We start from the raw sequence: 23,758 nt of genomic DNA, 5'->3' as shown, positions 1-23,758 counted from the left end.
GTCAGACTCCTTCGGCGTCGTTGGGCGCAGACATTGCGCTCATCCGATGGTAGGTGGATCGACCTGCACACGGATCGGCCCGGTCTCGTGATGTGTGTTGCGGCGCACCTGCGCCTCGGTCAGCGCCGCCGTCAGTTCTCGCCCGTGTCGGCGATCGGTCCGCACCAGAATGCGTTCGATCTCGGCGCCGTCGGGAACACCAGCGGGGGGCCGGACGCCCGGTGGCAGTGGCACAGGACCGAGAACGTCTGCGCCGGCGGGCAATTCGATCAGATCGGTGAACGCGTTGATCGACGCGGTGTCGCCGTCGATCGAGGCCATCGTCACCGCGGGCGGAAAACCCAACTCGACCCGATTGCCGAGTTCGTGCGCGGCGAAACCCACCGGATCCCACCGGATGACCGCTTGCACCGGGCTCAGCGACGCGTCGGCAACGATCACCATCGCACCGCCCTCGTGGCGCGCACGGATCAGCGCACCGATCGCCATCCAGCGGCGGACCGCGTTCTCGTCGACACGCAGGTCGAATCGGTCGAGCTGCGCCCACGTGTCGAGGACGATCGCCGCTCCGTAACCGCCGTCGGCAACCGGCTCTGCACCCGGCGTCGACACGACGACGCGCGCCCCACCGTCGACTCGGTCGTGGATCGACGAGCCGCCGCTGGTGAGCACCGGGACACCCGCAAACGCGCGTCCCAACTCCTCGGCAGTACGGCGTGCGCCCGTCGTGAGCGCCCTGACCTGGGTACCGCCACATTCGACGCAGCGGAAACGCAGCTCGATCCGGCCACACCATCGGCAGGTGAGCTGCTGGTCGGCGCCCATCTGCACCGGCCCATGACACGACCTGCAGCGCACGTGGGTACGACACCGGGCGCACGCGAGCGACGGGATGTATCCGCGCCGAGGCACGCTGAACAGGACCGGGGTGTCGGCGGCGATGGCTTTTCGCGCGGCGTCGAACGCCACCTCGGGTATGCGTGCGCTGTGCGCCAACGGATCACGTGCCACGCGCGCATCCTCGTCGCTGATCGCGTCGATCCTGGGGCTGCGGTCGCGGACCGTCGTTCGCGCGGCAACGAGGTCGTGGGCCCAGCCGGCCTCGGCGAGCACCTGCGCCTCGGCGGTTCGTGCGAAACCACCGATCACGAGTCCGGCGCGCTCGATGTGCGCCCGCAACACCGCGACCTCGCGTGGATGCGGATACGGCGCTCGCGGCTCATCGAGGCTGTCGTCGCCGTCGTCCCAGATGACCATCAGCCCCAGATCGTGCACGGGGGCGAACACCGCACTGCGGGTTCCGAGTACGACGTCGACCGCGCCTCGACGCACAGACAACCATCGCCGATACCTGGCGGTCGGGCCGAGTCCTGCGGCGAGGGTCACGCACCGGTCGCCGAGCAGCGGCTCGCACGCCGCCGACAATCGGTCGAGGTCACGTTGATCGGGTACCACGACGACCACACCGCGCCCCGCCGCGGCGACCTGCGCCGCGAGCTCGGCGAGTCGTGCCGGCCAGTCCTCCCCCGGCGTCGCCTGCCACAACGCCCGCGGAGCACCCTCGGCGAGCGAGTCGAGGAACGAGTCGGCGTTGAGATACGCACGCCACCCGTCAGGTTCGGGAACGACGACGTCCGACGTCGGTGCAGGCGTCTCCTCCTTTTCGGTGCGCGCGTGTCGAGGCGGCACCGCAAGTCGGATCACGTCGGACATCGTGCCCGCGTAGCGCTCGGCCACCGCACGACAGACGAGCATCATCTCGGGTGAGAGCACCGGCTCGGGCGAGACGATCCGTTCGAGCCACCCCAGCTTGCCGGGATGCTCGGATTCTTCGACGCGGTCGAGAAGAAATCCGTCGACGAGTCGGCCGGAGAACCGAACCCGCACCCGGACCCCCGGGGCGGCATCGGCATCTTGCTCGGCGTCGATCAGATAGTCGAAAGGCCGGTCGAGATGGGCCAGCCCGAGCATGGGCAGGACCTTCGCGACCGGCTTCGACGCTGCACGTTCTTTCTGCAGAACTTCGGCTTATGTCTTAGAGACCCGCTGCCGAGCGCAGCTTGTCGGCCCGGTCGGTGTTCTCCCAGGGCAGGTCCAGATCGGTGCGTCCGAAGTGGCCGTAGGCCGCGGTCGGGCCGTAGATGGGGCGCAACAGGTCGAGGTCGCGGATGATCGCGAGCGGACGCAGATCGAACGTCTCGGAGATCGCCTTGCGGATTACCTCGGGATCGGTTTTCTCGGTGCCGAAGGTCTCGACGAAGAGTCCGACGGGAGCTGCCTTGCCGATGGCGTAGGCGACCTGCACCTCGATGCGGCTGGCAAGACCGGCAGCGACAGCGTTCTTGGCGACCCACCGCATCGCGTACGCCGCGCTGCGGTCGACCTTCGACGGATCCTTACCCGAGAACGCACCGCCGCCGTGGCGAGCCATGCCGCCGTAGGTGTCGACGATGATCTTGCGTCCGGTCAGGCCTGCGTCGCCCATCGGACCGCCGAGCACGAACTTGCCCGTGGGGTTGACCAGCAGTCGGTAGCCCTCGGTGGTGAAGCCGGGCAGATCCAGCTCGGCGAGGACCGGATCGATCACCTGCGACTTGATGTCAGGGGTGAGCATCTTCTCGAGGTCGATGTCGGCTGCGTGCTGGGTCGAGACGACGACCGTGTCGAGTCGGACCGGCTTGTCGCCGTCGTATTCGATGGTGACCTGGGTCTTGCCGTCGGGTCGCAGGTACGGCAGCGTGCCGTTCTTACGAACCTCGGTCAGCCGACGTGACAACCGATGAGCGAGCGCGATCGGAACCGGCATCAGCTCGGGGGTCTCGTCGGTGGCGTACCCGAACATGAGTCCCTGGTCGCCCGCGCCCTGCGCGTCGATCTCGTCCTCGGAAATGCCGCTGCGGCTCTCGTGCGAATTGAAGACACCACCCGCGATATCGGGCGACTGCGCACCGATCGCTACGTTCACACCGCATGACGCGCCGTCGAAGCCCTTGGTCGACGAGTCGTAGCCGATCTCGAGAATCTTGCTGCGGACGATGCCGGGGATGTCGACGTAGGCGGTGGTCGTGACTTCTCCCGCCACATGAACCTGCCCTGTGGTGACGAGGGTCTCCACGGCAACGCGGGCCTTCGGGTCGTCGGTGAGGATGGCGTCGAGCACCGAATCGCTGATCGCGTCGCAGATCTTGTCCGGATGGCCCTCCGTGACCGACTCACTGGTGAACAGGCGTGACGCAGAGCTGGTCATCTGATCCTCTCAAACTCGTGTCCCCCAGTGGGAGCACACGGCAAACTCGAATGGTCGCCGTTGGTGGTCTCGTGGATTACAAACCTACACACTCGCCCCGACATTCGATTGACGAGGTGGAGGGCGAACCTAATCAGGCAGCAAAGCGCGAACTTCGTCTAGTATTCGGCTCGCCATGAGTGTTTTCGAACCGTAGGGAAGCGACGTCTCGTTGCCGTTCGCCGCGAGCAACCAGCCCGTATTGTCCTCGGTGCCGAACGCCTTGCCGTCGCCGACCGCGTTCACGACGAGCAGGTCGCAGCCCTTCCGACGCAGCTTCGCGCGGCCGTGGTCGAGCACACCACCCTGGTCGTCGCCCGTCTCCGCGGCGAAGCCGACGATCACGACCTCGGACGGGATGGCACCGGACTCCCTGGACTGCACGAGTCCCCGCAGGATGTCGGGATTGGTCGTCAGCTCGATGGGTGCGGGGCCATCGTCGTTCTTCTTGATCTTGGTGTCGTTGACGGTGACCGGACGGAAGTCGGCGACAGCAGCGGCCATGATCACCGCGTCGGCGTCTGCGGCACGCTTGGTCATCTCGTCGGCGAGTTGGCGCGCGTCCTCGATATGGACCACCTCGACGCCTGCCGGCTCGCCTGCCTCATTGGTCGAACCCGCGACGACGGTGACATGAGCGCCACGCTGTGCCGCTGCGCGTGCGAGTGCGAAGCCCTGTTTACCGGAACTGCGGTTGCCGAGGTAGCGCACGGGGTCGAGCGGCTCACGGGTACCTCCCGCGCTGATCACGATGCGCGCACCCGCGAGGTCGTAGGGCAGCGCGCCGGAGCGGTCGAGCAGCAACTCGCCGAGCAGTGCGATCTCCTGCGGCTCGGGGAGGCGCCCAGCGCCGGTATCGCGACCGGTCAGCCGACCGGACGCCGGCGTCACGACAGTGGCGCCGCGCTCACGCAACGTGGCGACGTTGGCCTGCGTTGCGGGGTGCTCCCACATCTCCGTGTGCATGGCGGGGACGAACATCACCGGACAGATGACCGTCAGTAGCGACGCGGTGAGGAGGTCGTCGGCCCGTCCCATCGCGGCACGGGCCATCAGGTCTGCTGTGGCCGGTGCGACGATCACCAGGTCGGCAGCCTGACCCAATCGCACGTGCGGCACTTCGTCGACGTGGTCGAAGACCTCGGTCGAGACGGGATGACCCGACAGCGCTTCCAGGGTTGCCTTGCCGACGAACTCGAGTGCTGCACGGGTCGGGATGACCCGCACCTCGTGTCCGGCCTCGGTGAAGTGTCGGATGACCGAGCACACCTTGTATGCGGCGATCCCGCCGCCGACACCGACCAGAATGCGCCGCTTGGCGTCCGGAGTGGACATCTCCTGTGAGTGCTACTCGCCCTCGGTGTGCTGCAGCAGATCCGAGTGGATCTCGCGCATGGCGATCGACAGTGGCTTCTCCTGCATACCCGGCTCGACCAGCGGACCGACGTACTCGAGGATGCCGTCGCCGAGCTGGTTGTAGTAATCGTTGATCTGACGTGCGCGCTTGGCTGCGTAGATCACCAGGGCGTACTTCGACGACGCGCGCTCGAGCAGATCGTCGATCGGAGGGTTGGTGATACCGAGTGGGGTGTCGTACGACGGTGCGTCGACGATCTCGGGGGTGTCGAAATTGGTCTGCGTGCTCACGCGAACTCCTGCTTTGTATTGTCGGATCCAACCAGCAAGGATACCAACTGGCGGGCGGCTGAGTCGACTTCGTTGTTTACCACCACGTGGTCGAACTCGCCCTGCGCGTCCATTTCGGTTCTGGCGGTTTCGAGACGACGCTGCGCCGCCTCGGGTGTTTCGGTGCCGCGACCTGCGAGTCGTTCGACGAGATCGTCCCAACTCGGCGGCGCGAGGAAGACGGTGATGGCCTCGGAAAGTCGGCGTACCGCGTTGCGTGCGCCAGCCAGGTCGACCTCCAACAGTACCGGCTGACCGGTCGCGAGGGCGTTTTCGACAGGCTTCGCCGGCGTGCCCGATCGCTGGAGTCCGCCGTGGATCTCTGCCCACTCGAGGAATTCGTCTTCGGCGATCATGCGATCGAACTCGGCGTCGGACACGAAGAAGTAGTCACGCCCGTCGACCTCGCCGGGGCGCGGGGCGCGGGTCGTGGCGGAGACACTGAAGAACAGAGTGGGCACGAGCTCGCGGACTCGCCTCACGACGGTCGACTTACCCACGGCCGAGGGGCCGACCAGAATAACCAGTCGGCCCCTCGTGTGTGTGTTCTGCCCGCTCAGGACGGGAACTTCTCGAGCAGCGCCTTGCGCTGACGATCGCCGAGGCCGCGCAGGCGGCGCGTCGGGGCGATCTCGAGTTCGGTCATGATTTCCTGCGCCTTGACCTTGCCAACCTTCGGCAACGCCTCGAGCAGAGCCGAGACCTTCATCTTGCCGAGGATCTCATCGGTCTCGGCATCCTTGAGCACCTGCGTGAGATCGGTGCCGCCGCGCTTGAGACGCTCCTTGAGCTCGGCGCGTACTCGGCGAGCGGCAGCTGCCTTCTCCAACGCAGCGGCGCGCTGCTCGTCTGTCAACTGGGGAAGCGCCACGGGTTCCTCCGTCTTTCGTTCTAGAACTGACTACACCGGCGCCCGGGGCAGGCTCCGGTGGCGTGTGGCCGCGTGTCTCGACGTGTACTCGCCCGATCAGGGGCGCCATCACGTCGAATGACTGCAGCGAAAGCGACCGTACCCATCTGAACAGGCATTTGCGAGAGGCACCCCCGCGTTTTCGGTCGGCCTCGGTGATGTAGAGGGTTGGGAAACTCCCTGCTCACCGACGACTCGGCAGAGCCTACGCGTTCGCTGTGACAGACCACGAATCCACACAAAACCGCAGGTCACAGAGTCGACTCCGCGACACGTGTGTCTCGGACGCCTCGACGTCGTCGATGCTCATCGAATCTCGCCTGGTACTGCTGTGACAGCAGTTGCGACCGACAAACTCCGCGAATTGATGCACAGCTTGAGCGTGTCGCGCGGCCGCGTCCTCGACGCTCCCCTGTGCTGACGCCCACATCCACCGATCGGGGGATGCGCTGATCATCCTGCTGATCAGCCCGTCGGCGGAGGTTGCGAAGGGCTTCTGAGCGGCAAAGTCATTGGTGTCAGAAACAGCGACCACGCCCCCCAAGGACGCGGCCCCGTCGCAAGGAGAAACACCATGAACGCCAACACCACCACCCCCGAGACCAACACCGCCGCCGCAAGCACCGAGACCGCCAACACCGCAAGCACCGAGCAGACCAAGCCGCGTCACCGGAAGACCTTCGCGATCCGCACCGCGGCGGTTGTCGCAGGACTCGGCATCGCCGGCACGCTGGCTGCCGCCGGAGTCGGCGCTGCACACGCGGGCACCTTGCCGGTGAACCACCCGGGAGAGCCGACCGTCGCCATGACCATCACCAACCACACCAATCACACCGAGTTCTACGCGGGCGGTACGCCTGGCTCCGGTCAGTGGATCAACGCACCTCAGTTCGCCCTGGCCCCGGGGGCCAGCGAGGTCGTCACCGCGAGCGCACCGAACGCACCGTCGGAGACGGTGTTCGTCAACTACCAGGTCGGTGCCTTCGGCCCGCGTGCGATCTACGAGCTGGAGAACGTCCGCGGCGCTGTGAACACCAACATGACCGGCACCACCGGTGGTCACTACTTCGTCAATGCCTCGGTCGCGAGCGGATTCCCCAACGCGAACGCCGTCTACGACCTGTGGTGATAGGAACAAGCAGGCGCCCGTCCGGCACAGACAGTGTCGGGCGGGCGTTTCGTCGTCGGAGTCCTCGGAACGTCCGACGATCAGCGCAGAGCGGCCTCTACCTCGTCGCGAGCAAGCGCGAACGCCGTCCGCAGCGCAGCGACATCGGGACCGACGCGCAGCACTCCGCGGGAACTCGCGGGCAGCACCCAGGCCGGGTCGGCGCCGGAGAAGACCTCGGGGAGGTCGGCGGCCGTCGCACCCTGCGCCCCGAGACCGGGAGCCAGGATGGGGCCGTTCAGTGCGCTCAGATCGAGCCCGTGCGCACGGGTCGCTCCGACGACAAGCCCGACCGTCGCCGATCCGTCAGCGTTCTGTTCAGCGGCGTCGTCGACGATCGTCTGTCCGACTGCCCGGTCGCCCGTCGTGGCGAGTTGCACTCCTGCCCCCTCGGGGTTGGATGTGCGTGCGAGCACGAAGACTCCGCGCCCCCCGTGCCGCGCGGCGTCGATCGCAGGCGACAGTGAGCCGAATCCCAGATACGGCGAGACGGTGACGGCGTCGGCGCACAGTGGTGACCGTTCGTCGAGCCACGCGTGGGCGTACGCCTGCATCGTCGAGCCGATGTCGCCGCGTTTGGCATCGGCGAGTACGACGGCACCCGCCGCGCGGCACCCCGCGATGACAGACTCCAACACCGCGAATCCCGCTGCGCCGAACGCCTCGAAGAACGCCACCTGCGGTTTGATCACGGCTGCGACCGGGCCGAGCGCGTCGACGCAGACGTCGGCGAACTGCCGCAGCCCAGTGGTGTCGACGGGCAACCCCCACTGCTCGAGTAACTCGACGTGGGGATCGATCCCGGCGCACAGCCTGCCACGTTCGGCAACAGCAGATCGGTAGTGAACCGCGAAACCTGTTGTGTCCGAACGTGTCACACTCATCACCCCTCGTTGACCAGCGTCGCGTGCCGACGCTGCAGCGATTCGACGCCTATCTCTTTTCGCATCGCGGCCTCGATGCCCTGCACCGCGGCGCTGGCTCCCTGCACGGTGGTGATGCACGGGATTCCGGCGGTGACGGCGGCACTGCGGATCTCGTAGCCGTCGACGCGCGGCCCCGACTGGCCGTAGGGCGTGTTGATCACCATCGCGACCTCACCGGCGAGAATCGCGTCGACGATCGTGCGCTCCCCCGGCTTGGCCTCGAAGTGCTTGGGCACCGTCGTCGCGACGATTCCGTTGCGTCGCAAAACCTCTGCGGTGCCCTCGGTGGCCAGGATGGTGAACCCGAGGTCGGCGAGGTGTTTGACCGGGAACAGCAGCGCGCGCTTGTCCTTGTTGGCCACCGACACGAAGACGGCGCCCTGCGTGGGCAGTGAGCCGTATGCCGCGGTCTGCGACTTGGCAAAGGCCCGCCCGAAATCGGCGTCGATTCCCATGACCTCGCCCGTCGACTTCATCTCCGGGCTCAGCAGCGCGTCGACTCCCGTGCCGTCGAAGCGGCGGAAGCGGTTGAACGGCAACACTGCTTCCTTGACCGCGATGGGAGCGTCGATCGGCGCGGTGCCGCCGTCTCCCGTGGCGGGCAGCAGTTCCTGCTCACGCAGTTCGGCGATGGTTTCGCCGAGCATGACGCGCGCGCACGCCTTTGCGAGCGGGACGGACGTCGCCTTCGACACGAACGGCACGGTGCGGCTTGCACGCGGATTCGCTTCCAGGACATACAGGATGTCGTCCTTGAGCGCGTACTGCACGTTCATGAGTCCACGCACGCCGATGCCCTTGGCCAATGCCTCGGTGGAGCGTCGGACCATCTCGAGATCCGATCGGCCGAGCGTGATCGGCGGCAGTGCGCACGCCGAATCGCCGGAGTGGATGCCGGCCTCTTCGATGTGCTCCATGACGCCACCGATGTACACCTCGGTGCCGTCGCACAGGGCGTCGACGTCGATCTCGACCGCGTCTTCGAGGAAGCGGTCGACGAGCACCGGATGGTCGGGCGTCAATTCTGTTGCGCGCGAGATGTAGTCGGCGAGCGATGCCTCGTCGTACACGATCTCCATGCCGCGACCGCCGAGCACGTAGGACGGGCGCACCAGCACCGGATAGCCGATCCGGGCGGCGGTATCGCGTGCCTCCTCGAACGAGGTGGCCGTGCCGAACGCTGGCGCGGGCAGTCCGGCTGCGGTGAGCACCTTGCCGAACTCACCGCGATCCTCCGCGAGATCGATTGCCGCAGGGCTGGTTCCGACGATCGGTACCCCGGCCGCCTCGAGACGGTCGGCGAGTCCGAGCGGTGTCTGCCCACCGAGCTGGACGATCACTCCCGCGACGGTGCCCGACTGCGACTCCGCGTGGTACACCTCGAGCACATCCTCGAAGGTCAGCGGCTCGAAGTAGAGGCGGTCGGCGGTGTCGTAGTCGGTCGAGACCGTCTCCGGATTGCAGTTGACCATGACCGTCTCGTAGCCGGCCTCCGACAGGGTCAGCGCCGCGTGCACACACGAGTAGTCGAACTCGATGCCCTGGCCGATGCGGTTGGGGCCCGAACCGAGGATCAGCACCTTGGGCCGCTCGGTCTGCGGAGCGATCTCGCTGGTCGCCGCGGGATCGAGCTCGTAGGTCGAGTAGTGGTAGGGCGTCTTCGCCTCGAACTCGGCGGCACAGGTGTCGACGGTCTTGTAGACGGGCCGGACGCCGAGCTCGTGGCGACGGGCGCGAACGGCATTCTCGTCGGCGACATCGTCACGCAGAGCGGCGATCTGACGATCGGAGAAGCCATTCGACTTCGCATCGCGGAGCAGATCCTCGGTGAGCTCGTCGGCGTCGCGGATCTGCGCGCCGAGCGCTCCGATCCCCGCGATCTCGGCGAGGAACCACGGGTCGATGGCAGTGGCGTCGTAGACCTGCTCGATCGTGGCTCCGGCGTCGAACGCGAGCATCACCTTGTAGATGCGACCGTCCTTGGGGGTCGCGATCTCCTCCAGCAGGGCGTCGAGGTCGACGGTCGCCGGATCGGGCCGGTTCGGCTCGGTCCAGAATCCGGCCGCCTTGGTCTCGAGCGAACGCATCACCTTGCCGAATGCCTCGGCGAAGCTGCGGCCGAGGCTCATCGCCTCGCCCACCGACTTCATCGTGGTGGTCAGCGTGTCGTCGGCGCCGGGGAACTTCTCGAACGCGAAGCGCGGCGCCTTGACCACGACGTAGTCGAGCGTCGGCTCGAAGCAGGCCGGGGTCTCTTTCGTGATGTCGTTGGTGATCTCGTCGAGGCTGTAGCCGATGGCGAGCTTCGCGGCGATCTTCGCGATCGGGAAACCCGTTGCCTTGGAAGCCAATGCCGACGAGCGGGACACCCGAGGATTCATCTCGATGACGATGAGCCGTCCGTCGCGCGGGTCCTGCGCGAACTGGATGTTGCAGCCGCCGGTGTCGACGCCGACCTCACGCAGAATGTCGATCGAGAGATCGCGCATCTTCTGGTATTCACGGTCGGTCAGGGTCATCGCCGGTGCGACGGTGATCGAATCGCCGGTGTGCACTCCGACCGGGTCGACGTTCTCGATCGAACACACGACGACCACGTTGTCGCGGTTGTCGCGCATCAGCTCGAGCTCGTATTCCTTCCACCCGAGGATCGACTCCTCGATGAGCACGTTGGCGGTCGGCGACGCCGCGAGGCCTCCACCTGCGATGCGGTCGAGGTCGTCTTCGTTGTAGGCCATACCCGAACCGAGGCCACCCATCGTGAACGACGGGCGCACGACCACGGGATACCCGAGGTCGGCGACGGTCTCGCGCACTTCTTCCATGGTGTGGCAGACGCGCGACCGCGCGCTCTCGCCCCCGACCTTGGCGACGATGTCCTTGAACATCTGCCTGTCCTCGCCACGCTGGATGGCGTCGAAGTCGGCACCGATGAGTTCGATGTCGTATTTCTCGAGAGACCCCCGATCATGCAGGGCCACAGCGGTGTTCAGCGCGGTCTGCCCGCCGAGGGTGGCGAGCACCGCGTCAATCGGATGACCGGAGTCACGCTCGGCCTCGATGACCTTCTCGACATACTCGGCCGTGATCGGCTCGATGTAGGTGGCGTCGGCGAACTCCGGATCGGTCATGATCGTCGCCGGGTTCGAGTTGACCAGGCTCACGCGCAGACCCTCGGCCTTGAGCACGCGGCATGCCTGGGTGCCCGAGTAGTCGAACTCGCAGGCCTGTCCGATGACGATCGGGCCGGAGCCGATCACCAGGACGTGATTGATGTCGTCGCGGCGCGGCATTAGGACCTCGTTCCGTGTGCGCGATCTGCCTCCAGCAGGGAGACGAATCTGTCGAACAGATAGGCGGCGTCGTGTGGGCCGGCCGCCGCTTCTGGGTGGTATTGGACCGAAAACGCTCGGCCGGAGAGCAATTCGACGCCCTCGACGGTTCCGTCATTGGCGCACACGTGGCTGACGCGGGCACGGCCGAAGTCGGTGTCGAATTCTTCGCCCGCTTCGCCCTCGAGCGCGAAGCCGTGATTCTGTGCGGTGATCGACACCTTGCCGGTCGCCGCGTCGATCACCGGGATGTTGATGCCGCGGTGACCGAACTTCATCTTGTAGGTGTTCCGGCCAAACGCGCGGCCGAGGATCTGGTTACCGAAGCAGATGCCGAACAGCGGCAGATCGGCGCCGAGGACCCGCCGGGTCAACTCGACGGCATCGTCGGCGGTCGCCGGGTCGCCCGGACCGTTCGACAGGAACACGCCGTCGGGCTTCAACTCGGCGATCGCGTCGAAGCCGGCGTCCGCGGGCAGCACGTGCACGGCGACGCCGCGCTCGGCGAACATGCGCGGGGTGTTGGTCTTGATGCCGAGATCGATTGCGGCGACGGTGAATCGTGGGTCGGAAGCCGGTTCGACGAGGTAACCGGTGTCGGTGCTGACCTCACCCGCGAGGTTCGCGCCCTTCATCGACGGCTGGCTGCGCACCCGGGCGATGAGTTCGTCGTCGTCGGCGAGCGCACCACCGGAGAAGACCCCGGCTCGCATCGATCCGTGGTCGCGCAGCACGCGCACGACGGTCCGCGTGTCGATACCCGAGATGCCGACGATGCCCTGGCGCTCGAGTTCGTCCTCCAGGGACGTTGTCGCGCGCCAATTCGACACGCGCCGTGTGGGATTGCGCACCGCGTACCCGGCGACCCAGATCTTGCCCGAGTCGCCGACCTCGCCCTCGCTGCCCGCACTGCCGGTCGATTCGCCGTCCTCGTTGTTCCAACCGGTGTTACCGATCTGCGGAGCGGTGGCGACGACGATCTGTCGGTGGTAGCTGGGGTCGGTCAGTGTCTCCTGGTAGCCGGTCATCGCGGTGCAGAACACCGCTTCGCCGAGCGTCTCGCCGACGGCGCCGTATTCCCGGCCGCGGAACACCTGGCCGTTTTCGAGCACCAGAACCGCTGCGGTCATTGGTCTTTCCTCTGTTCTGTATCGGGCTGTGTGTCGAATGCGGCCACCCATCCCGGGTAGACGGTCTTGTCGTCCGCGCGCATTCCTGAATCGATCTCGGTTCCGGTGGGCAGCACCCAGCGGATCACCAGCAGTCCGTCGGCCGTCATGACCTTGCCCGCGAGCCCTCGCTCGGTACGGACGGCGGTGATCGACGAGCGCGGAATCCAGATGTCGCTGGCCCCACGCCGTTCGAGCAGCACACCGTCGGGGTAGGCCGAGATGGTCGCGGTGGCGCGATCGCCGACGTCGCCGACTGCCACTCGGTTCTGCCAACTCGGCGCGAGCGTCGAGCCGACGTACACACCGGAGTCGGGGCCGAGCTGCGGCTCGCCGAGTTCGGTTGGGGCAACGGGCATCTCGCCGATCAACTCCGCCTGGCGACGACCCCGGTTACGCCATCCGCGCAGGACCAGCGAGATGAGTCCGAGCCACACCAGCACGACGACGATCACGATGATGATCTCCGACGCACTCACCGTGTCACCTCGCCGTCGCGTGCCGTGACCACGCCGCGCAGCAGCGTCGCCACCACGGTCGCGGGCATCGACATCGACTCGTAGGGGGTGTTGTCGGAAAGGCTCGCGAGCTCGCGCCCGTGCACCACCCACGACGTCTCCGGATCGACCAGCGTCAGATTCGCGGGTTCTCCGACGGCGATCGGGCGGCCCTGATCGGTGAGCCCGACGATCTGCGCGGGGCGTTCGCTCATGACGCGGGCGACGCCACGCCAGTCGAGCAGACCCGGAGCGACCATGGTCTCGACGATGATCGGGAGCGCGGTCTGTAAGCCGAGCATTCCGGGCTTGGCCTGCGCGAACTCGCAGCACTTCTCCTGCGCGGCGTGCGGCGCGTGATCGGTCGCCACGCAGTCGACGATCCCGTCGGCCAGCGCCTGACGCAGCGCCACCTTGTCGCGCTCCTCACGCAGCGGCGGATTCACCTTGTTGATGGCGTCGTAGGCTCCCAAACCTGGCCCGCTCGCTTCGCTCCCGGAGCCCAGCAGCCGCGAGTCGTCGAGCAGCAGGTGATGCGGGGTGACCTCTGCGGTCACGGCGATTCCCTGCTCCTTTGCCCAGCGCAGCAGTGCGACGGTGCCCTCGGTCGACGCGTGGCAGATATGCACCCGCGCCCCGGCGTCGCGAGCCAGCAGTGCGTCGCGGACGACGATCGACTCCTCGGCCGCGCGGGGCCAGCCCGCGAGTCCGAGCCGTGCCGCTGTAGGACCCTCATGCGCGACGGCCCCGACCGTCAGACGCGGCTCTTCTGCGTGCTGCGCGATGAGCACGCCGAGCCCCTTGGCGTATTCGAGTGCCCTACGCATGAGCAGCGGGTCGGAGACGCATTTTCCGTCGTCACTGAACATCCGGACGCCCGCGGCCCCCGACGCCATCATGCCCATCTCGGCGAGTTGCTTGCCCTCGAGTCCGACGGTGACAGCCCCGACCGGGTAGACGTCGACGAGTCCGACTTCGCGTCCGGAACGCCAGACGTTGTCGGTCACCGTCGAGTTATCGGCGACGGGTGCGGTGTTGGCCATCGCGAACACGGCCGTGTATCCGCCGAGAGCCGCTGCGGCAGAACCACTTCGGATCGTCTCGGTGTCTTCGCGGCCGGGTTCGCGCAGATGCGTGTGCATGTCGACGAAGCCGGGAAGCACGATCGCGCCGGCACCGTCGACGACCTCGATGTCGTCCGGGGCGTCGATCGACGTTCCGATCTCCGCGATCTCGCCGTCGGTGACCAGTACGTCGACCGGGTCGCCCTCGCCGTACGGGCGGACCGAGCGGATCAGCACCGATCCCGTGGCAACCGATCCTGCTGCCGAGCTGGGGCCGGTCACAGCGCACCTCCTGATTCTGTGCCCGCGAGCAGCCGGAAGAGCACCGCCATGCGGACATGCACGCCGTTGCGCACCTGTTCGAGAATGGTCGCGCGCGGCGAGTCGGCCACCGAGTAGCCGATCTCCATGCCGCGCAGCATCGGACCCGGATGCAGCACGACGGCGTCGTCGGACAGCAACCCCATCCGACGCTCGTTGAGCCCGTAGCGCACCGAGTATTCGCGTGCGGACGGGAAGAAGCCACCGTTCATGCGCTCCGCCTGCACCCGCAGCATCATCACGGCGTCGGCGCCCGGTAGTTCGGCGTCGAGGTTGCCCGACGTCTCGACCGGCCACTCGTCGACGCCCACCGGAAGCAGCGTCGGCGGCGCGACCAACACGACGTCGGCGCCGAGGGTGGAAAGTAGATGCGCATTCGACCGCGCGACGCGCGAGTGCAGCACATCGCCGACGATCGCAATCCGACGTCCCTCGATACTGCCGAGTCGCTGACGAAGCGTGAGGGCGTCGAGCAGCGCCTGCGTCGGATGCTCATGGGTGCCGTCACCCGCGTTGATCACCGCGGGTCCGGTGCCCTCCGCATCCGGGCCGTCCGGGCCGAATCCGCCGGAGGTCCAGGCGGCGATCTGATGTGCCGCGCCCGACGCGGGATGCCGCACGATGAGCGCATCGGCTCCCGCAGCCCGCAGCGTCTTCGCGGTGTCGCGCAGCGATTCGCCCTTGTTGACCGACGAGCTCGACGCGCTCACGTTGATGACGTCGGCGCTCATCCACTTGCCCGCGACCTCGAAAGAAACCCTTGTGCGGGTGGAGTTCTCGTAGAACACGGTCATGACGGTGCGTCCGCGCAGCGTCGGGAGTTTGCGGATCTCGCGGCCGGTCAGCGCCTGTTCAAAGCGCTCGGCCTCGTCGAGAAGATCGGTGGCGTCGTCGCGGGTCAGGTCGGCAGTCGAGAGTAGGTGGCGCATCACTGATCCGCCTGCTCGTCGCTCGACCCCTTCGAGCCGAGCACGACCTCGTCGACGCCGTCGTGCTCGGTCAGGTGTACCGACACGGTCTCGTCGCGCGAGGTGGGGATGTTCTTTCCGACGTAGTCGGCGCGTAGCGGTAGTTCGCGGTGCCCACGGTCGACGAGGACAGCGAGCTGGACTGCCGCCGGACGGCCGAGGTCGCGGAGCGCGTCGAGTGCCGCGCGGACGGTTCGGCCCGAGTAGAGCACGTCGTCGACGAGGACGACGACGGCGTTGTCGACGCCACCGGCGGGCACCATCGTGCGTTCGAGGGGGCGGTGCGGCTTGGCACGGAGATCATCACGATAGAGCGTGATGTCGAGGTATCCGACGGGAACGTCGACGCCGGAGAACTCTTTGATCCTCGCGGCCAGCCGATCGGCGAGAGTTGTTCCACGCGTCGGGATTCCGATGATTACCACGCGGGGTGCATCGGGTGAGCCCAGAGCCGTCTTCTCGATGACCTGGTGCGCGACGCGCGCGATGGTGCGGGACACATCCGCGGCGTCGAGCAGAACACGTTCGCCCATGTATGGACCTCCTTCTCCGCCTCACGGGACGGATCGTTAAAGGATGTCTGTCGCCGAATACTTTACACGCCGGTAGGCATAGGGCTGTTCTAGCCCTGCCCGTCGGACCCGGCCGCCTGCGCCGCCCGTACCTGCGGGGCGAGCTCGGCGATCTTTGCCAACACACCGTTGACGAACGCGGGTGAGTCGTCGGTGGACAGTTCCTTGGCCAATTCGACGGCCTCGTCGACGATCACGATCGGATCGACGTCGGTCGAGTTGAACAGCTCCCACGTCGCGAGACGGAGAATCGCACGGTCGACGGCGGGAAGCCGCTCGAGCGTCCAGCCCTTCAGATGCGACGCCACGACGGAATCGATCTGTGCCTGGTCGTCGGCGAGCCCCTCGATGACCGTCGCGGTGTAGTCGTGGATCTCGCCGACGCTCTCGTCGTCGCGCACGAATTCGCGCCGTTCCGCGACGAGCTGCGCGGGGCTGACCTGCTTGGCTTCAGCCTCGAACAACAGGTCCACCGCGCGGCGGCGGGCCTTGTGCCGGGTTCCGGGTTGCTTCACTGATCTACCTTCGCTGACGGAGCCGGGCGGTCAGCTGTTGACGCGGCCGAGGTAGCTGCCGTCGCGCGAGTCGACCTTCAGCTTGTCGCCGGTGTTGATGAACAGCGGCACCTGGATCTCGGTGCCGGTCTCGACCGTTGCGGGCTTGGTGCCGCCGGTCGACCGATCACCCTGCAGACCCGGGTCGGTGTGCGTGACGACGAGCTCGACCGTGACCGGGAGCTCGACGAACAGCGGCTGACCCTCGTTGAGGGAGACCTGGACGGTCATGTTCTCGAGCAGGAAGCGTGCGCCGTCGCCGACGGTCTCCGGCGCGATCGGGTACTGCTCGTAGTCCTGTGCGTCCATGAAGACGTAGTCGGTGCCGTCGTTGTACAGGAACTGCATGTCGCGACGATCGACGGTCGCGGTCTCGACCTTCACGCCTGCGTTGAAGGTCTTGTCGACCGTCTTACCGCTGAGCACGTTCTTGATCTTGGTACGCACGAACGCGGGTCCCTTGCCGGGCTTGACGTGCTGGAACTCCAGGATCTGCCAAAGCTGATCGTCCATGCGGAGTACGAGACCATTCTTGAAATCGGCGGTGGTCGCCATGAATCAGTTCCTCAATCTTCTACGTCGGTATGTGTGCATCTCCTGCGCATCGGCGTGCGCGGGCCGTCAGATGACGGTGAAGGTCTTGTCGGTGGTGGTCAGCAGGTCGGGCTCGCCATCTGTCACGATGAGCGTGTCCTCGATCCGGACGCCACCTCTTCCGGGGAGGTAGACACCGGGCTCCACAGTCACCGCTGCGCCGGAAGGTAGTGTACCCGTCGCCAGTTTTCCGATGCCCGGCGCTTCGTGGATCTCGAGTCCGACGCCGTGGCCGAGGCCGTGCACGTACTGGTCCCCGTAGCCGGCGTCGGCGATGATCGACCGCGCCGCGGCGTCGATCGACCTGAGGTCGGCGCCCGCTTTCAGCGCCTCACGGCCCGCAGTCTGTGCCGTCAACACCAGGTCGTAGATCTCGCGCTGCCAGTCCGCTGCGCGCGCGAGCACATAGGTGCGGGTCATGTCCGAGTGATAGCCGCCCGCGACGGCCCCGAAGTCGATCTTCACGAAGTCACCGTCTGCGAGGACCGTCGACGTCGGGCGGTGGTGCGGGATCGCCGAGTTGGCACCCGCCGCGACGATGGTCTCGAAGGAGATCTCGTCGGCACCGTGGCGGAACATCGCGTTCTCGAGCGCACGTGCCACCTCGCGTTCGGTGGCCCCGGCACGGATCACACCGTCGGAGATGATCTCGGCGAGTGCGACGTCGCCGATGGCACACGCACGCCGCAGCAGTTCGACCTCTGCGTCGTCTTTGACCTCACGCAACTCGGCAACGAGTCCGGTCCGTCCGACGAGTTCACTCCCCTGCCCGAGACCGCCCGTCAGATTGGCATGTGCGGCAACCGTGAGTACATCCGACTCGAAGCCGACCCGCGAGGCACCCGCGGCGATCGCGGCGCCGATGAGCTCATCGGTGCAATTGCGCGCGATGATAGCGACGAGGTCGCCCGACTGTTCGGCGACCTGCGTCAGGTAGCGCCCGTCCGTGCAGATCCGGTCGCCGTCGCTTCCCGCGGCGGAGATCGACAGCGCGGCGTTCGAGCCCGTGAACCCGCTCAGGTAACGAATGTTGGTGAGGTCGGAGACCACGAAGGCGTCGACGGGCGCCGGGCCGGTCGAGATCAGTGCACGAAACCGCTCGCGACGACGCGCGAATTCATCGGGAAACGGAGCTGTGAGCATGCCACTCACGCTACTCGGAGGGCTGCTGAGCTACTGCTGCGCGGCGAGTCGCACGGGTGCGTTGTCGATGGCGTACCCGTCGTAGCCGTCGAACCGCTGGACGAACTCGAAGAAGACCCGGCCGACCGTGCGGGTGTAGAAGTGCAGCAGGTACCCGCCCGCCGGATCGGAGCTGCGGTCGTAGAGCACGCCCAGCTCACGCAGCTGCGCGAGCAGTTCCTCGTCGATGCCGAAGCGTCCACGAACGTAGTCGTAGTAGTTGTCCGGGACGCGCAGGAACTGCGGGCCTGCCTCGTGCGCGCGACGCGCGAGTCCGAGCACGTCGTCGCACGCGAATGCGACGTGCTGCGCGATGGCCTCGGAGTCGAGGACGTGCGGGGCGACGTTGAGTGGAATCCGCACGCCACCGTCGACAGAACGCAGCACCTCGCTGCGGATCAGCCCGCGTGGCCCCGGCACTTCGACCGGGTCGTCGGCGTCGAGACCGAACACGCTCATCAGGAATAGCCGTGCGTCGTCGGCGGTCTCCCACTGCTGGGTGAGATTGACGTGGTCGATCGCGCGAATCGCCGTGGGCGTCGTCGGCAGCCCGTCGTCGAACTCGTCGACCCAAGCGGGTTGGTCGGGCGTGGCTCCCGTCCAGAAGACCTCGGTGCCGCCGGGCACGATTGTCGTGCCGAACGCGTGCTCCGACGCGTGTGTGCGGCGGTTGACGGCGGGTGCACCGAGGATCGCGGAGCGCCTGCTCACCGCGTCCGGGTCGGATACCTGGAGTCCGATGGCCGCGATGTGCGGCGACTCGTCACGCGCCTGTTGCTCGTTGAGAACCACTCGCGGCTGACCTGCTGTCCACAACGTGACCGGTTTGCTCCGATGTCGGCCGCGCCCGACGAAGCCCAACTGGTGCAGCATGGCCTCGACCTCACGGGTGTCCTCGGCCTTGATCTCGACAAAGTCGAATCCTGTCGGGGACTTGGGGTCGGGGATGTCGATCAGGTCGAGCCGGTCCTGCAACCACAGCAGTGACCGATGCGCGTGTACCGCCGTCGGCACCGGGTCGGTCTGCCGGAATGTGTCGTTGAACACCTCCAACGACAACGGGCCGGTGTAGCCGGCAGCCAGAACATGACCGACGAAGCCCTCCAGATCGAATGCGCCCTCGCCAGGGAACAAGCGATGGTGCCTGCTCCACGACAAGACGTCCATGGAGAGCGCCGGGGCGTCGGCGAGCTGGAGAAAGAAGATCTTCTCCCCCGGGATCGCTCGGATCTCCGACGGGTCGTGCCCACGGGAAAGCACGTGAAAACTGTCGAGGCACAGACCCACTGCCGGATGGTCGGCGAGTTCGACGATCCGCCACGAACGTCGGTAGTCGTCGACGAACCGTCCCCAGGCGAGGGCCTCGAAGGCGATGCGCAGGCCGTGTGCGGCGGCGAGGTCACCGACGCGTCGGAGCTGATCGGCGGACACCGCGTCGTCGTCGATGGTCGCGGTGGCGACATTGCTGCAGACGAGGACCGTGTCGATACCCAGTCGCGCAGCGGTGGCGAATGTCGCGTCCGCGCGTCGCAGGTTGTCGGCGAATCTCGCCTCGCTGACACCTTCGATGTCGCGCAGCGGCTGATACAGGTACAGCGCCAGACCAAGCCTTTGTGCGAGGGCTCGAATCTCCTCAGGGGACTGATCGGCGGCGATGAGATCGGGCTCGAAGATCTCCACACCGGCGAAGCCCGCTGCGGCGCACGCGTGCAGTTTCTCGACGAGTGAGCCAGACACCGAGACGGTAGCGATCGAGGTCTTCATCACATCAATGTACCAATTAGTACATAGTGGTGGCAATGGTTCGCCGTGGCCAGATGCCTCGCAAGTAAGCTCCCATCGTGGCCGCCAAGCCGAAATCCGAACTCCAGCGCGATCCCGAGCGCACGCGTGCAGAACTGCTCGACGTTGCCACCGAGGTCTTCGCCGAATCGGGATATTCGGGCGCCAGAGTCGACGAGATCGCCGAACGCACGCGCACCACCAAGCGCATGATCTACTACTACTTCGGCGGTAAAGAGGGCCTCTACCTGGCAGTTCTGGACCGGGCGTACCGCGGAATCCGTCAGGCGGAACAGAAGCTGCGCGTCGACCACGCCGATCCGATCGAGGCGATCCGACGACTCGCCGAGGTCACCTTCGACCACCACATCGACAACGACGACTTCATCCGTCTGGTCTCGATCGAGAACATCCATCGCGGTGACTTCATCCGACGACTCACCGACCTCCCCCAGTTGAGCGCCCCCGCGACGTCGCTCCTCGACGACATCCTCGCCGACGGTCGGACGGCCGGCTTGTTCCGAACCGACGTCAGCGCGCTCGACGTCCACCTGGTGATCAGCTCGTACTGCGTGTTCCAGGTGGCCAATCGCTACACCTTCGGCTACCTCTTCGACCTCGATCTGACCGAGACGTCGAACCGCGCTCACCTGCGCAGAATGATCGGCGACGTCGTCGTCGGGTGGCTCACCACCACCGCCTGAACACACCCCGCGACTGAGGCCCCAACGGGAGTCTCTGCGTCTTCTTGTGCGATTCCAATCACACGAAACTGTTGACGAGACGCGGAGCACAGTGCTCTACTCGATTGCGAACGTACTAGTTCGTACATTACGGAGACAGCTCATGAACACTTCCGAGACCAGCTATCTGGTCGGACTCATCGGCACCGGCGTCGGGCCGTCGTTGACCCCGGCGATGCACATGGCCGAGGGCCGCGCGTTCGGCCTCGACTACAGCTACCGCCCGATCGACCTCACCGCGGCGGGCATCTCCCCCGACCGCATCGGCGAGGTGCTGTCCTGGGCGCGCGCGCTCGGATTCGACGCCGTCAACGCCACCCACCCGTGCAAGCAGTTGGTCATGGCGCACCTCGACCATGTCGATCCCGTCGCGGCCACGCTCGGCGCGGTGAACACGGTTCTGTTCACCGACGACGGCGACGTCGGATACAACACCGACACAACGGGATTCGCACACGGCTTCACCGAGGGGCTGCCCGACGCCGACCTCGCCGACGTCGTGCTGGTCGGCGCGGGCGGCGCGGGAACGGCGGTCGCGGACGCGCTGTTGCGACTCGGTGCCGCCCATCTCACCGTCGTCGACCTCGACGTCGACCGTGCCGGCGCCCTCGCGCACGACCTGGCCACCCGCCACCCACTGCAGCGTGTCGACGCCGCGGCGTTCGACAAACTCCCCGCACTGCTTCCGGAGAGTTCCGGCGTCGTCCACGCGACACCAACCGGCATGGCCGAACATCCCGGCATCGCGTTCGACGCCTCACTGCTACGGCCCGACCTCTGGGTGGCCGACATCGTCTATCGCCCCCTCGACACCGCGCTGCTGCAGGCCGCGCGCGCAGCGGGCGCCCCGACCCTCGACGGAGGCCACATGGCCGTCTACCAGGCCGTCGACGCATTCGCGCTGATCACCGGGCTGCACCCGGATGCCGATCGAATGACCCGTCACTTCCGACAACTCGTCGCAAACGAGTCCTGAACCGCCCTGCCACCAGGCACAATCGCACCAGAGGAGTACCCCCAATGACCACAACCGAATCCGACGGCACCGGAGCCGTCGGGAAACGCACACCACGACACGCCGCACTCGCGGGATTCATGGGCAGTGCCGTCGAGTACTACGACTTCTTCCTGTTCGGCTCCGCGGCAGCACTGATCTTCCCGCACGTCTTCTTCCCGTCCGACGACAACGCGGCACTGGTGATGTCGTTCGCGACGTTCGGTGTCGCCTACATCGCGCGCCCGATCGGAGCGTTGATCCTCGGCCACTTCGGTGATCGCATCGGTCGCCAGCGGGTACTGATGTTCACGCTCGTGCTGATGGGTCTGTCGACGTTCGTCATCGGTTGCCTGCCGACCTTCGATCAGATCGGCTGGCTGGCTCCCGTACTGCTCGTGATCTGCCGTCTGCTCCAGGGTTTCTCAGCCGCCGGTGAACAGGCAGGCGCCAGTTCGCTGGCACTCGAGCACGCGCCCGACCATCGTCGTGCGTTCTTCACCTCGTGGACGCTGACCGGAACCCAGGGCGGACTCATCCTGGCCTCGCTCGTGCTGATCCCCTTCATGGCACTTCCCGACGACGCGAAGTATTCATGGGGCTGGCGCGTGCCGTTCTGGCTGTCGGCCGTCGTCGTTCTCGTCGCCTTCTTCATCCGACGTCGACTGCACGAGACCCCGCAATTCACCGAGGCTCGCGAATCCGGCGAGATCGCACGCCTGCCGCTGGTGCCCCTGATGCGCGACCATTGGCGCGATGTCACACGGGTTGTGTTGTGCGCCTTCATCGCCGCGGTCTCGACGGTCTTCGCCAATCTCGCTCTCGCCTACGGCAAGCACGTCGGGCTCGACGCCGGCCTCACCCTCTGGCTCGTGGTCGTCGCCAATATCGGCGCGCTGATCACCCAGCCGCTTTTCGGTGCCCTTGCCGACCGCATCGGACGCAAGCCCGTCTTCATCTATGGCGCACTCGCATCGGCCGTCCTGATGCCCTTCTACATGCTCTCGATGAGCCAGAGCAATCACCTGCTGACCTTCGTGCTCGCCGTGCTCACCTTCTCGTTCGGCTATGCAGCGGCCAACGCCGTGTGGCCCGCCTTCTACGGCGAGATGTTCTCCACCCGGGTCCGTTTCTCCGGCCTCGCGATCGGTACCCAGCTCGGATTCCTGATGGCGGGCTTCGCGCCGTCGATCGTGACCGCGCTGGGAGGCGTCGGAGATGGCGGCTGGGTGGTGATCAGCATCTTCACCGCGACGATCTGCCTGATCGCGGCCGCGGCGGCCCTCACCGCCCGGGAGACCAAGGATGTCGCGACCGAGGACCTCGGAATCGAACCGGTGACGGTGACGACCCGCAGCGCCACAGCGCTCGCGGCCTGACATCGCATCGAACTCCGACGCGGGAGTGGGGTGGCGAATGACGCCACCCCACTCCCGCGTGTTCGAGATCACGTCACCCATGAGTATGCTGTCGGCCATGGTGTCCTGGTTGCTGCGCGGTGTCGTCATGACCGCGGTCCACGTCGTCGCTCGTGTCTTGCTCGGCATCGCCGTGGTGCAGTCGCCACTGCACTCGACGGCATGGAAGACCATCGCGGTCGCAGCCGTTGTCTTCATCGCGCTGGTCTGGGGCGGGTTCGACGGTATCCGCGACGCCCGGGCACATCCGGACCCCGACGACTACGACGACCTCACGATCCGTTGGCTCAAGGCAGGCGTCTTCGCCGGCCTCGTGTCGTGCCTGATCTGCTGGATCCTCGGCACCATCGGTGTTCAGGGCATCAGCGAATCGAGCTTCTTCATCGAGATCATCGCGGGTGGCTCGTTCATCGCGCTTCTCATCTTCTTCCCGGCGTTCATCGGGGCGTCCCTCGGCCGCTGGCTCACCCGCCGCGACCAGCGCAAAGAACAGCGACGTCTCGACGAATCCAACCGCGACGACGACACCGCCGTCATCGAGCGCACCGACGACCGCACGGTCGCGAAGTCGGGCGCCGACCCCGCCTGATCA

The 23,758-nt window shown here is 66.6% G+C and carries 22 protein-coding genes; 5 read left to right on the top strand and 17 right to left on the bottom strand.

What is annotated here, in order from left to right; translation table 11 throughout:
* Positions 1–39 precede the first annotated feature (39 nt).
* From GOSPT_RS02710 to mihF, 6 genes are all read right to left on the bottom strand, one after another.
* On the bottom strand, positions 40–1,971 hold the full coding sequence (locus tag GOSPT_RS02710; protein WP_005202701.1) for a primosomal protein N': 1,932 nt from the start codon (positions 1,969–1,971) through the stop codon (positions 40–42).
* 64 nt (positions 1,972–2,035) lie between these two features.
* The gene (gene metK / locus GOSPT_RS02705; RefSeq protein WP_005202699.1) at positions 2,036–3,247 is read right to left on the bottom strand and encodes a methionine adenosyltransferase; all 1,212 of its coding nucleotides are present in this window, start codon (positions 3,245–3,247) and stop codon (positions 2,036–2,038) included.
* A 129-nt stretch (positions 3,248–3,376) separates the two neighbouring features.
* Positions 3,377–4,621, bottom strand: a complete 1,245-nt coding sequence (coaBC, locus tag GOSPT_RS02700) for a bifunctional phosphopantothenoylcysteine decarboxylase/phosphopantothenate--cysteine ligase CoaBC (RefSeq protein ID WP_005202697.1) — start codon at positions 4,619–4,621, stop codon at positions 3,377–3,379.
* Positions 4,622–4,633: 12 nt separating this feature from the next.
* Positions 4,634–4,933 (bottom strand): DNA-directed RNA polymerase subunit omega, encoded by a 300-nt coding sequence (gene rpoZ, locus GOSPT_RS02695; RefSeq protein WP_005202695.1) that lies wholly within the window; start codon positions 4,931–4,933, stop codon positions 4,634–4,636.
* Positions 4,930–5,532 (bottom strand): guanylate kinase, encoded by a 603-nt coding sequence (gene gmk / locus GOSPT_RS02690; RefSeq protein ID WP_174273019.1) that lies wholly within the window; start codon positions 5,530–5,532, stop codon positions 4,930–4,932. The genes rpoZ and gmk overlap by 4 nt, the downstream gene beginning before the upstream one ends.
* Entirely contained in the window at positions 5,529–5,843 is a 315-nt protein-coding gene (mihF, locus tag GOSPT_RS02685; RefSeq protein WP_005202692.1) for an integration host factor, actinobacterial type, read from the bottom strand. Before mihF ends, gmk begins: the two co-directional genes overlap by 4 nt.
* A gap of 613 nt (positions 5,844–6,456) precedes the next feature.
* Between mihF and GOSPT_RS02680 the strand changes: the two genes are divergently transcribed.
* Positions 6,457–7,011: a hypothetical protein gene (locus GOSPT_RS02680; RefSeq protein ID WP_005202691.1), complete on the top strand. Its 555-nt coding sequence runs from the start codon at positions 6,457–6,459 to the stop codon at positions 7,009–7,011.
* Positions 7,012–7,091: 80 nt separating this feature from the next.
* Here the strand turns inward: GOSPT_RS02680 and pyrF are convergent, their stop codons facing one another.
* From pyrF to GOSPT_RS02625, 11 genes are all read right to left on the bottom strand, one after another.
* Entirely contained in the window at positions 7,092–7,934 is an 843-nt protein-coding gene (pyrF, locus tag GOSPT_RS02675) for an orotidine-5'-phosphate decarboxylase (RefSeq protein WP_005202690.1), read from the bottom strand.
* Positions 7,934–11,269 carry a carbamoyl-phosphate synthase large subunit gene (gene carB / locus GOSPT_RS02670; protein WP_005202689.1) on the bottom strand — a complete coding sequence of 1,112 codons (3,336 nt, stop codon included), beginning with the start codon at positions 11,267–11,269 and terminating at the stop codon, positions 7,934–7,936. The genes pyrF and carB overlap by 1 nt, the downstream gene beginning before the upstream one ends.
* Positions 11,269–12,438 (bottom strand): glutamine-hydrolyzing carbamoyl-phosphate synthase small subunit, encoded by a 1,170-nt coding sequence (gene carA, locus GOSPT_RS02665; protein WP_005202688.1) that lies wholly within the window; start codon positions 12,436–12,438, stop codon positions 11,269–11,271. Before carA ends, carB begins: the two co-directional genes overlap by 1 nt.
* Positions 12,435–12,956 carry a PH-like domain-containing protein gene (locus GOSPT_RS02660; RefSeq protein WP_039854484.1) on the bottom strand — a complete coding sequence of 174 codons (522 nt, stop codon included), beginning with the start codon at positions 12,954–12,956 and terminating at the stop codon, positions 12,435–12,437. Before GOSPT_RS02660 ends, carA begins: the two co-directional genes overlap by 4 nt.
* Positions 12,953–14,320: a dihydroorotase gene (locus GOSPT_RS02655; protein ID WP_039854483.1), complete on the bottom strand. Its 1,368-nt coding sequence runs from the start codon at positions 14,318–14,320 to the stop codon at positions 12,953–12,955. Before GOSPT_RS02655 ends, GOSPT_RS02660 begins: the two co-directional genes overlap by 4 nt.
* Positions 14,317–15,288, bottom strand: coding sequence for an aspartate carbamoyltransferase catalytic subunit (locus tag GOSPT_RS02650; protein WP_005202679.1), 972 nt, complete (start codon positions 15,286–15,288; stop codon positions 14,317–14,319). The genes GOSPT_RS02655 and GOSPT_RS02650 overlap by 4 nt, the downstream gene beginning before the upstream one ends.
* On the bottom strand, positions 15,288–15,860 hold the full coding sequence (gene pyrR / locus GOSPT_RS02645) for a bifunctional pyr operon transcriptional regulator/uracil phosphoribosyltransferase PyrR (protein ID WP_005202678.1): 573 nt from the start codon (positions 15,858–15,860) through the stop codon (positions 15,288–15,290). The genes GOSPT_RS02650 and pyrR overlap by 1 nt, the downstream gene beginning before the upstream one ends.
* Positions 15,861–15,949: 89 nt before the next feature.
* Complete coding sequence (gene nusB, locus GOSPT_RS02640) at positions 15,950–16,414, bottom strand: transcription antitermination factor NusB (protein WP_005202675.1); 465 nt, start codon at positions 16,412–16,414, stop codon at positions 15,950–15,952.
* A gap of 30 nt (positions 16,415–16,444) precedes the next feature.
* Positions 16,445–17,008 carry an elongation factor P gene (gene efp, locus GOSPT_RS02635; RefSeq protein WP_005173212.1) on the bottom strand — a complete coding sequence of 188 codons (564 nt, stop codon included), beginning with the start codon at positions 17,006–17,008 and terminating at the stop codon, positions 16,445–16,447.
* Positions 17,009–17,074: 66 nt separating this feature from the next.
* Entirely contained in the window at positions 17,075–18,190 is a 1,116-nt protein-coding gene (locus GOSPT_RS02630) for a M24 family metallopeptidase (RefSeq protein WP_039854482.1), read from the bottom strand.
* Positions 18,191–18,220: 30 nt separating this feature from the next.
* Positions 18,221–19,993, bottom strand: coding sequence for a bifunctional sugar phosphate isomerase/epimerase/4-hydroxyphenylpyruvate dioxygenase family protein (locus tag GOSPT_RS02625; protein WP_005202672.1), 1,773 nt, complete (start codon positions 19,991–19,993; stop codon positions 18,221–18,223).
* 77 nt (positions 19,994–20,070) lie between these two features.
* Between GOSPT_RS02625 and GOSPT_RS02620 the strand changes: the two genes are divergently transcribed.
* The 4 genes from GOSPT_RS02620 to GOSPT_RS02605 all read left to right on the top strand — a co-directional run bounded on the left by GOSPT_RS02620 (position 20,071) and on the right by GOSPT_RS02605 (position 23,755).
* Entirely contained in the window at positions 20,071–20,715 is a 645-nt protein-coding gene (locus GOSPT_RS02620; RefSeq protein WP_005202670.1) for a TetR/AcrR family transcriptional regulator, read from the top strand.
* A 142-nt stretch (positions 20,716–20,857) separates the two neighbouring features.
* Positions 20,858–21,730, top strand: coding sequence for a shikimate dehydrogenase (locus tag GOSPT_RS02615; RefSeq protein WP_005202669.1), 873 nt, complete (start codon positions 20,858–20,860; stop codon positions 21,728–21,730).
* 44 nt (positions 21,731–21,774) lie between these two features.
* The gene (locus GOSPT_RS02610) at positions 21,775–23,127 is read left to right on the top strand and encodes an MFS transporter (protein WP_005202668.1); all 1,353 of its coding nucleotides are present in this window, start codon (positions 21,775–21,777) and stop codon (positions 23,125–23,127) included.
* An 85-nt stretch (positions 23,128–23,212) separates the two neighbouring features.
* Positions 23,213–23,755: a B-4DMT family transporter gene (locus GOSPT_RS02605; protein WP_005202667.1), complete on the top strand. Its 543-nt coding sequence runs from the start codon at positions 23,213–23,215 to the stop codon at positions 23,753–23,755.
* Positions 23,756–23,758: the final 3 nt, after the last annotated feature.

Origin of the sequence: Gordonia sputi NBRC 100414 (genome assembly GCF_000248055.1) — a bacterium.
GTDB classification, from domain to species: domain Bacteria; phylum Actinomycetota; class Actinomycetes; order Mycobacteriales; family Mycobacteriaceae; genus Gordonia; species Gordonia sputi.
Note: the sequence above shows the minus strand (reverse complement) of the source record. Positions and strands in the feature narration are given on the sequence as shown.

Coding starts and splice junctions, on each gene's coding strand:
- GOSPT_RS02710 (WP_005202701.1), bottom strand. CDS start 1,971: ATGCTCGGGCTGGCCCATCTCGACCGGCCTTTCGACTATCTGATCGAC.
- GOSPT_RS02630 (WP_039854482.1), bottom strand. CDS start 18,190: ATGCTCACAGCTCCGTTTCCCGATGAATTCGCGCGTCGTCGCGAGCGG.
- coaBC (WP_005202697.1), bottom strand. CDS start 4,621: ATGTCCACTCCGGACGCCAAGCGGCGCATTCTGGTCGGTGTCGGCGGC.
- GOSPT_RS02625 (WP_005202672.1), bottom strand. CDS start 19,993: ATGAAGACCTCGATCGCTACCGTCTCGGTGTCTGGCTCACTCGTCGAG.
- GOSPT_RS02680 (WP_005202691.1), top strand. CDS start 6,457: ATGAACGCCAACACCACCACCCCCGAGACCAACACCGCCGCCGCAAGC.
- carA (WP_005202688.1), bottom strand. CDS start 12,438: ATGACCGCAGCGGTTCTGGTGCTCGAAAACGGCCAGGTGTTCCGCGGC.
- GOSPT_RS02615 (WP_005202669.1), top strand. CDS start 20,858: ATGAACACTTCCGAGACCAGCTATCTGGTCGGACTCATCGGCACCGGC.
- carB (WP_005202689.1), bottom strand. CDS start 11,269: ATGCCGCGCCGCGACGACATCAATCACGTCCTGGTGATCGGCTCCGGC.
- pyrR (WP_005202678.1), bottom strand. CDS start 15,860: ATGGGCGAACGTGTTCTGCTCGACGCCGCGGATGTGTCCCGCACCATC.
- GOSPT_RS02650 (WP_005202679.1), bottom strand. CDS start 15,288: ATGCGCCACCTACTCTCGACTGCCGACCTGACCCGCGACGACGCCACC.
- GOSPT_RS02605 (WP_005202667.1), top strand. CDS start 23,213: ATGCTGTCGGCCATGGTGTCCTGGTTGCTGCGCGGTGTCGTCATGACC.
- GOSPT_RS02610 (WP_005202668.1), top strand. CDS start 21,775: ATGACCACAACCGAATCCGACGGCACCGGAGCCGTCGGGAAACGCACA.
- pyrF (WP_005202690.1), bottom strand. CDS start 7,934: ATGAGTGTGACACGTTCGGACACAACAGGTTTCGCGGTTCACTACCGA.
- metK (WP_005202699.1), bottom strand. CDS start 3,247: ATGACCAGCTCTGCGTCACGCCTGTTCACCAGTGAGTCGGTCACGGAG.
- efp (WP_005173212.1), bottom strand. CDS start 17,008: ATGGCGACCACCGCCGATTTCAAGAATGGTCTCGTACTCCGCATGGAC.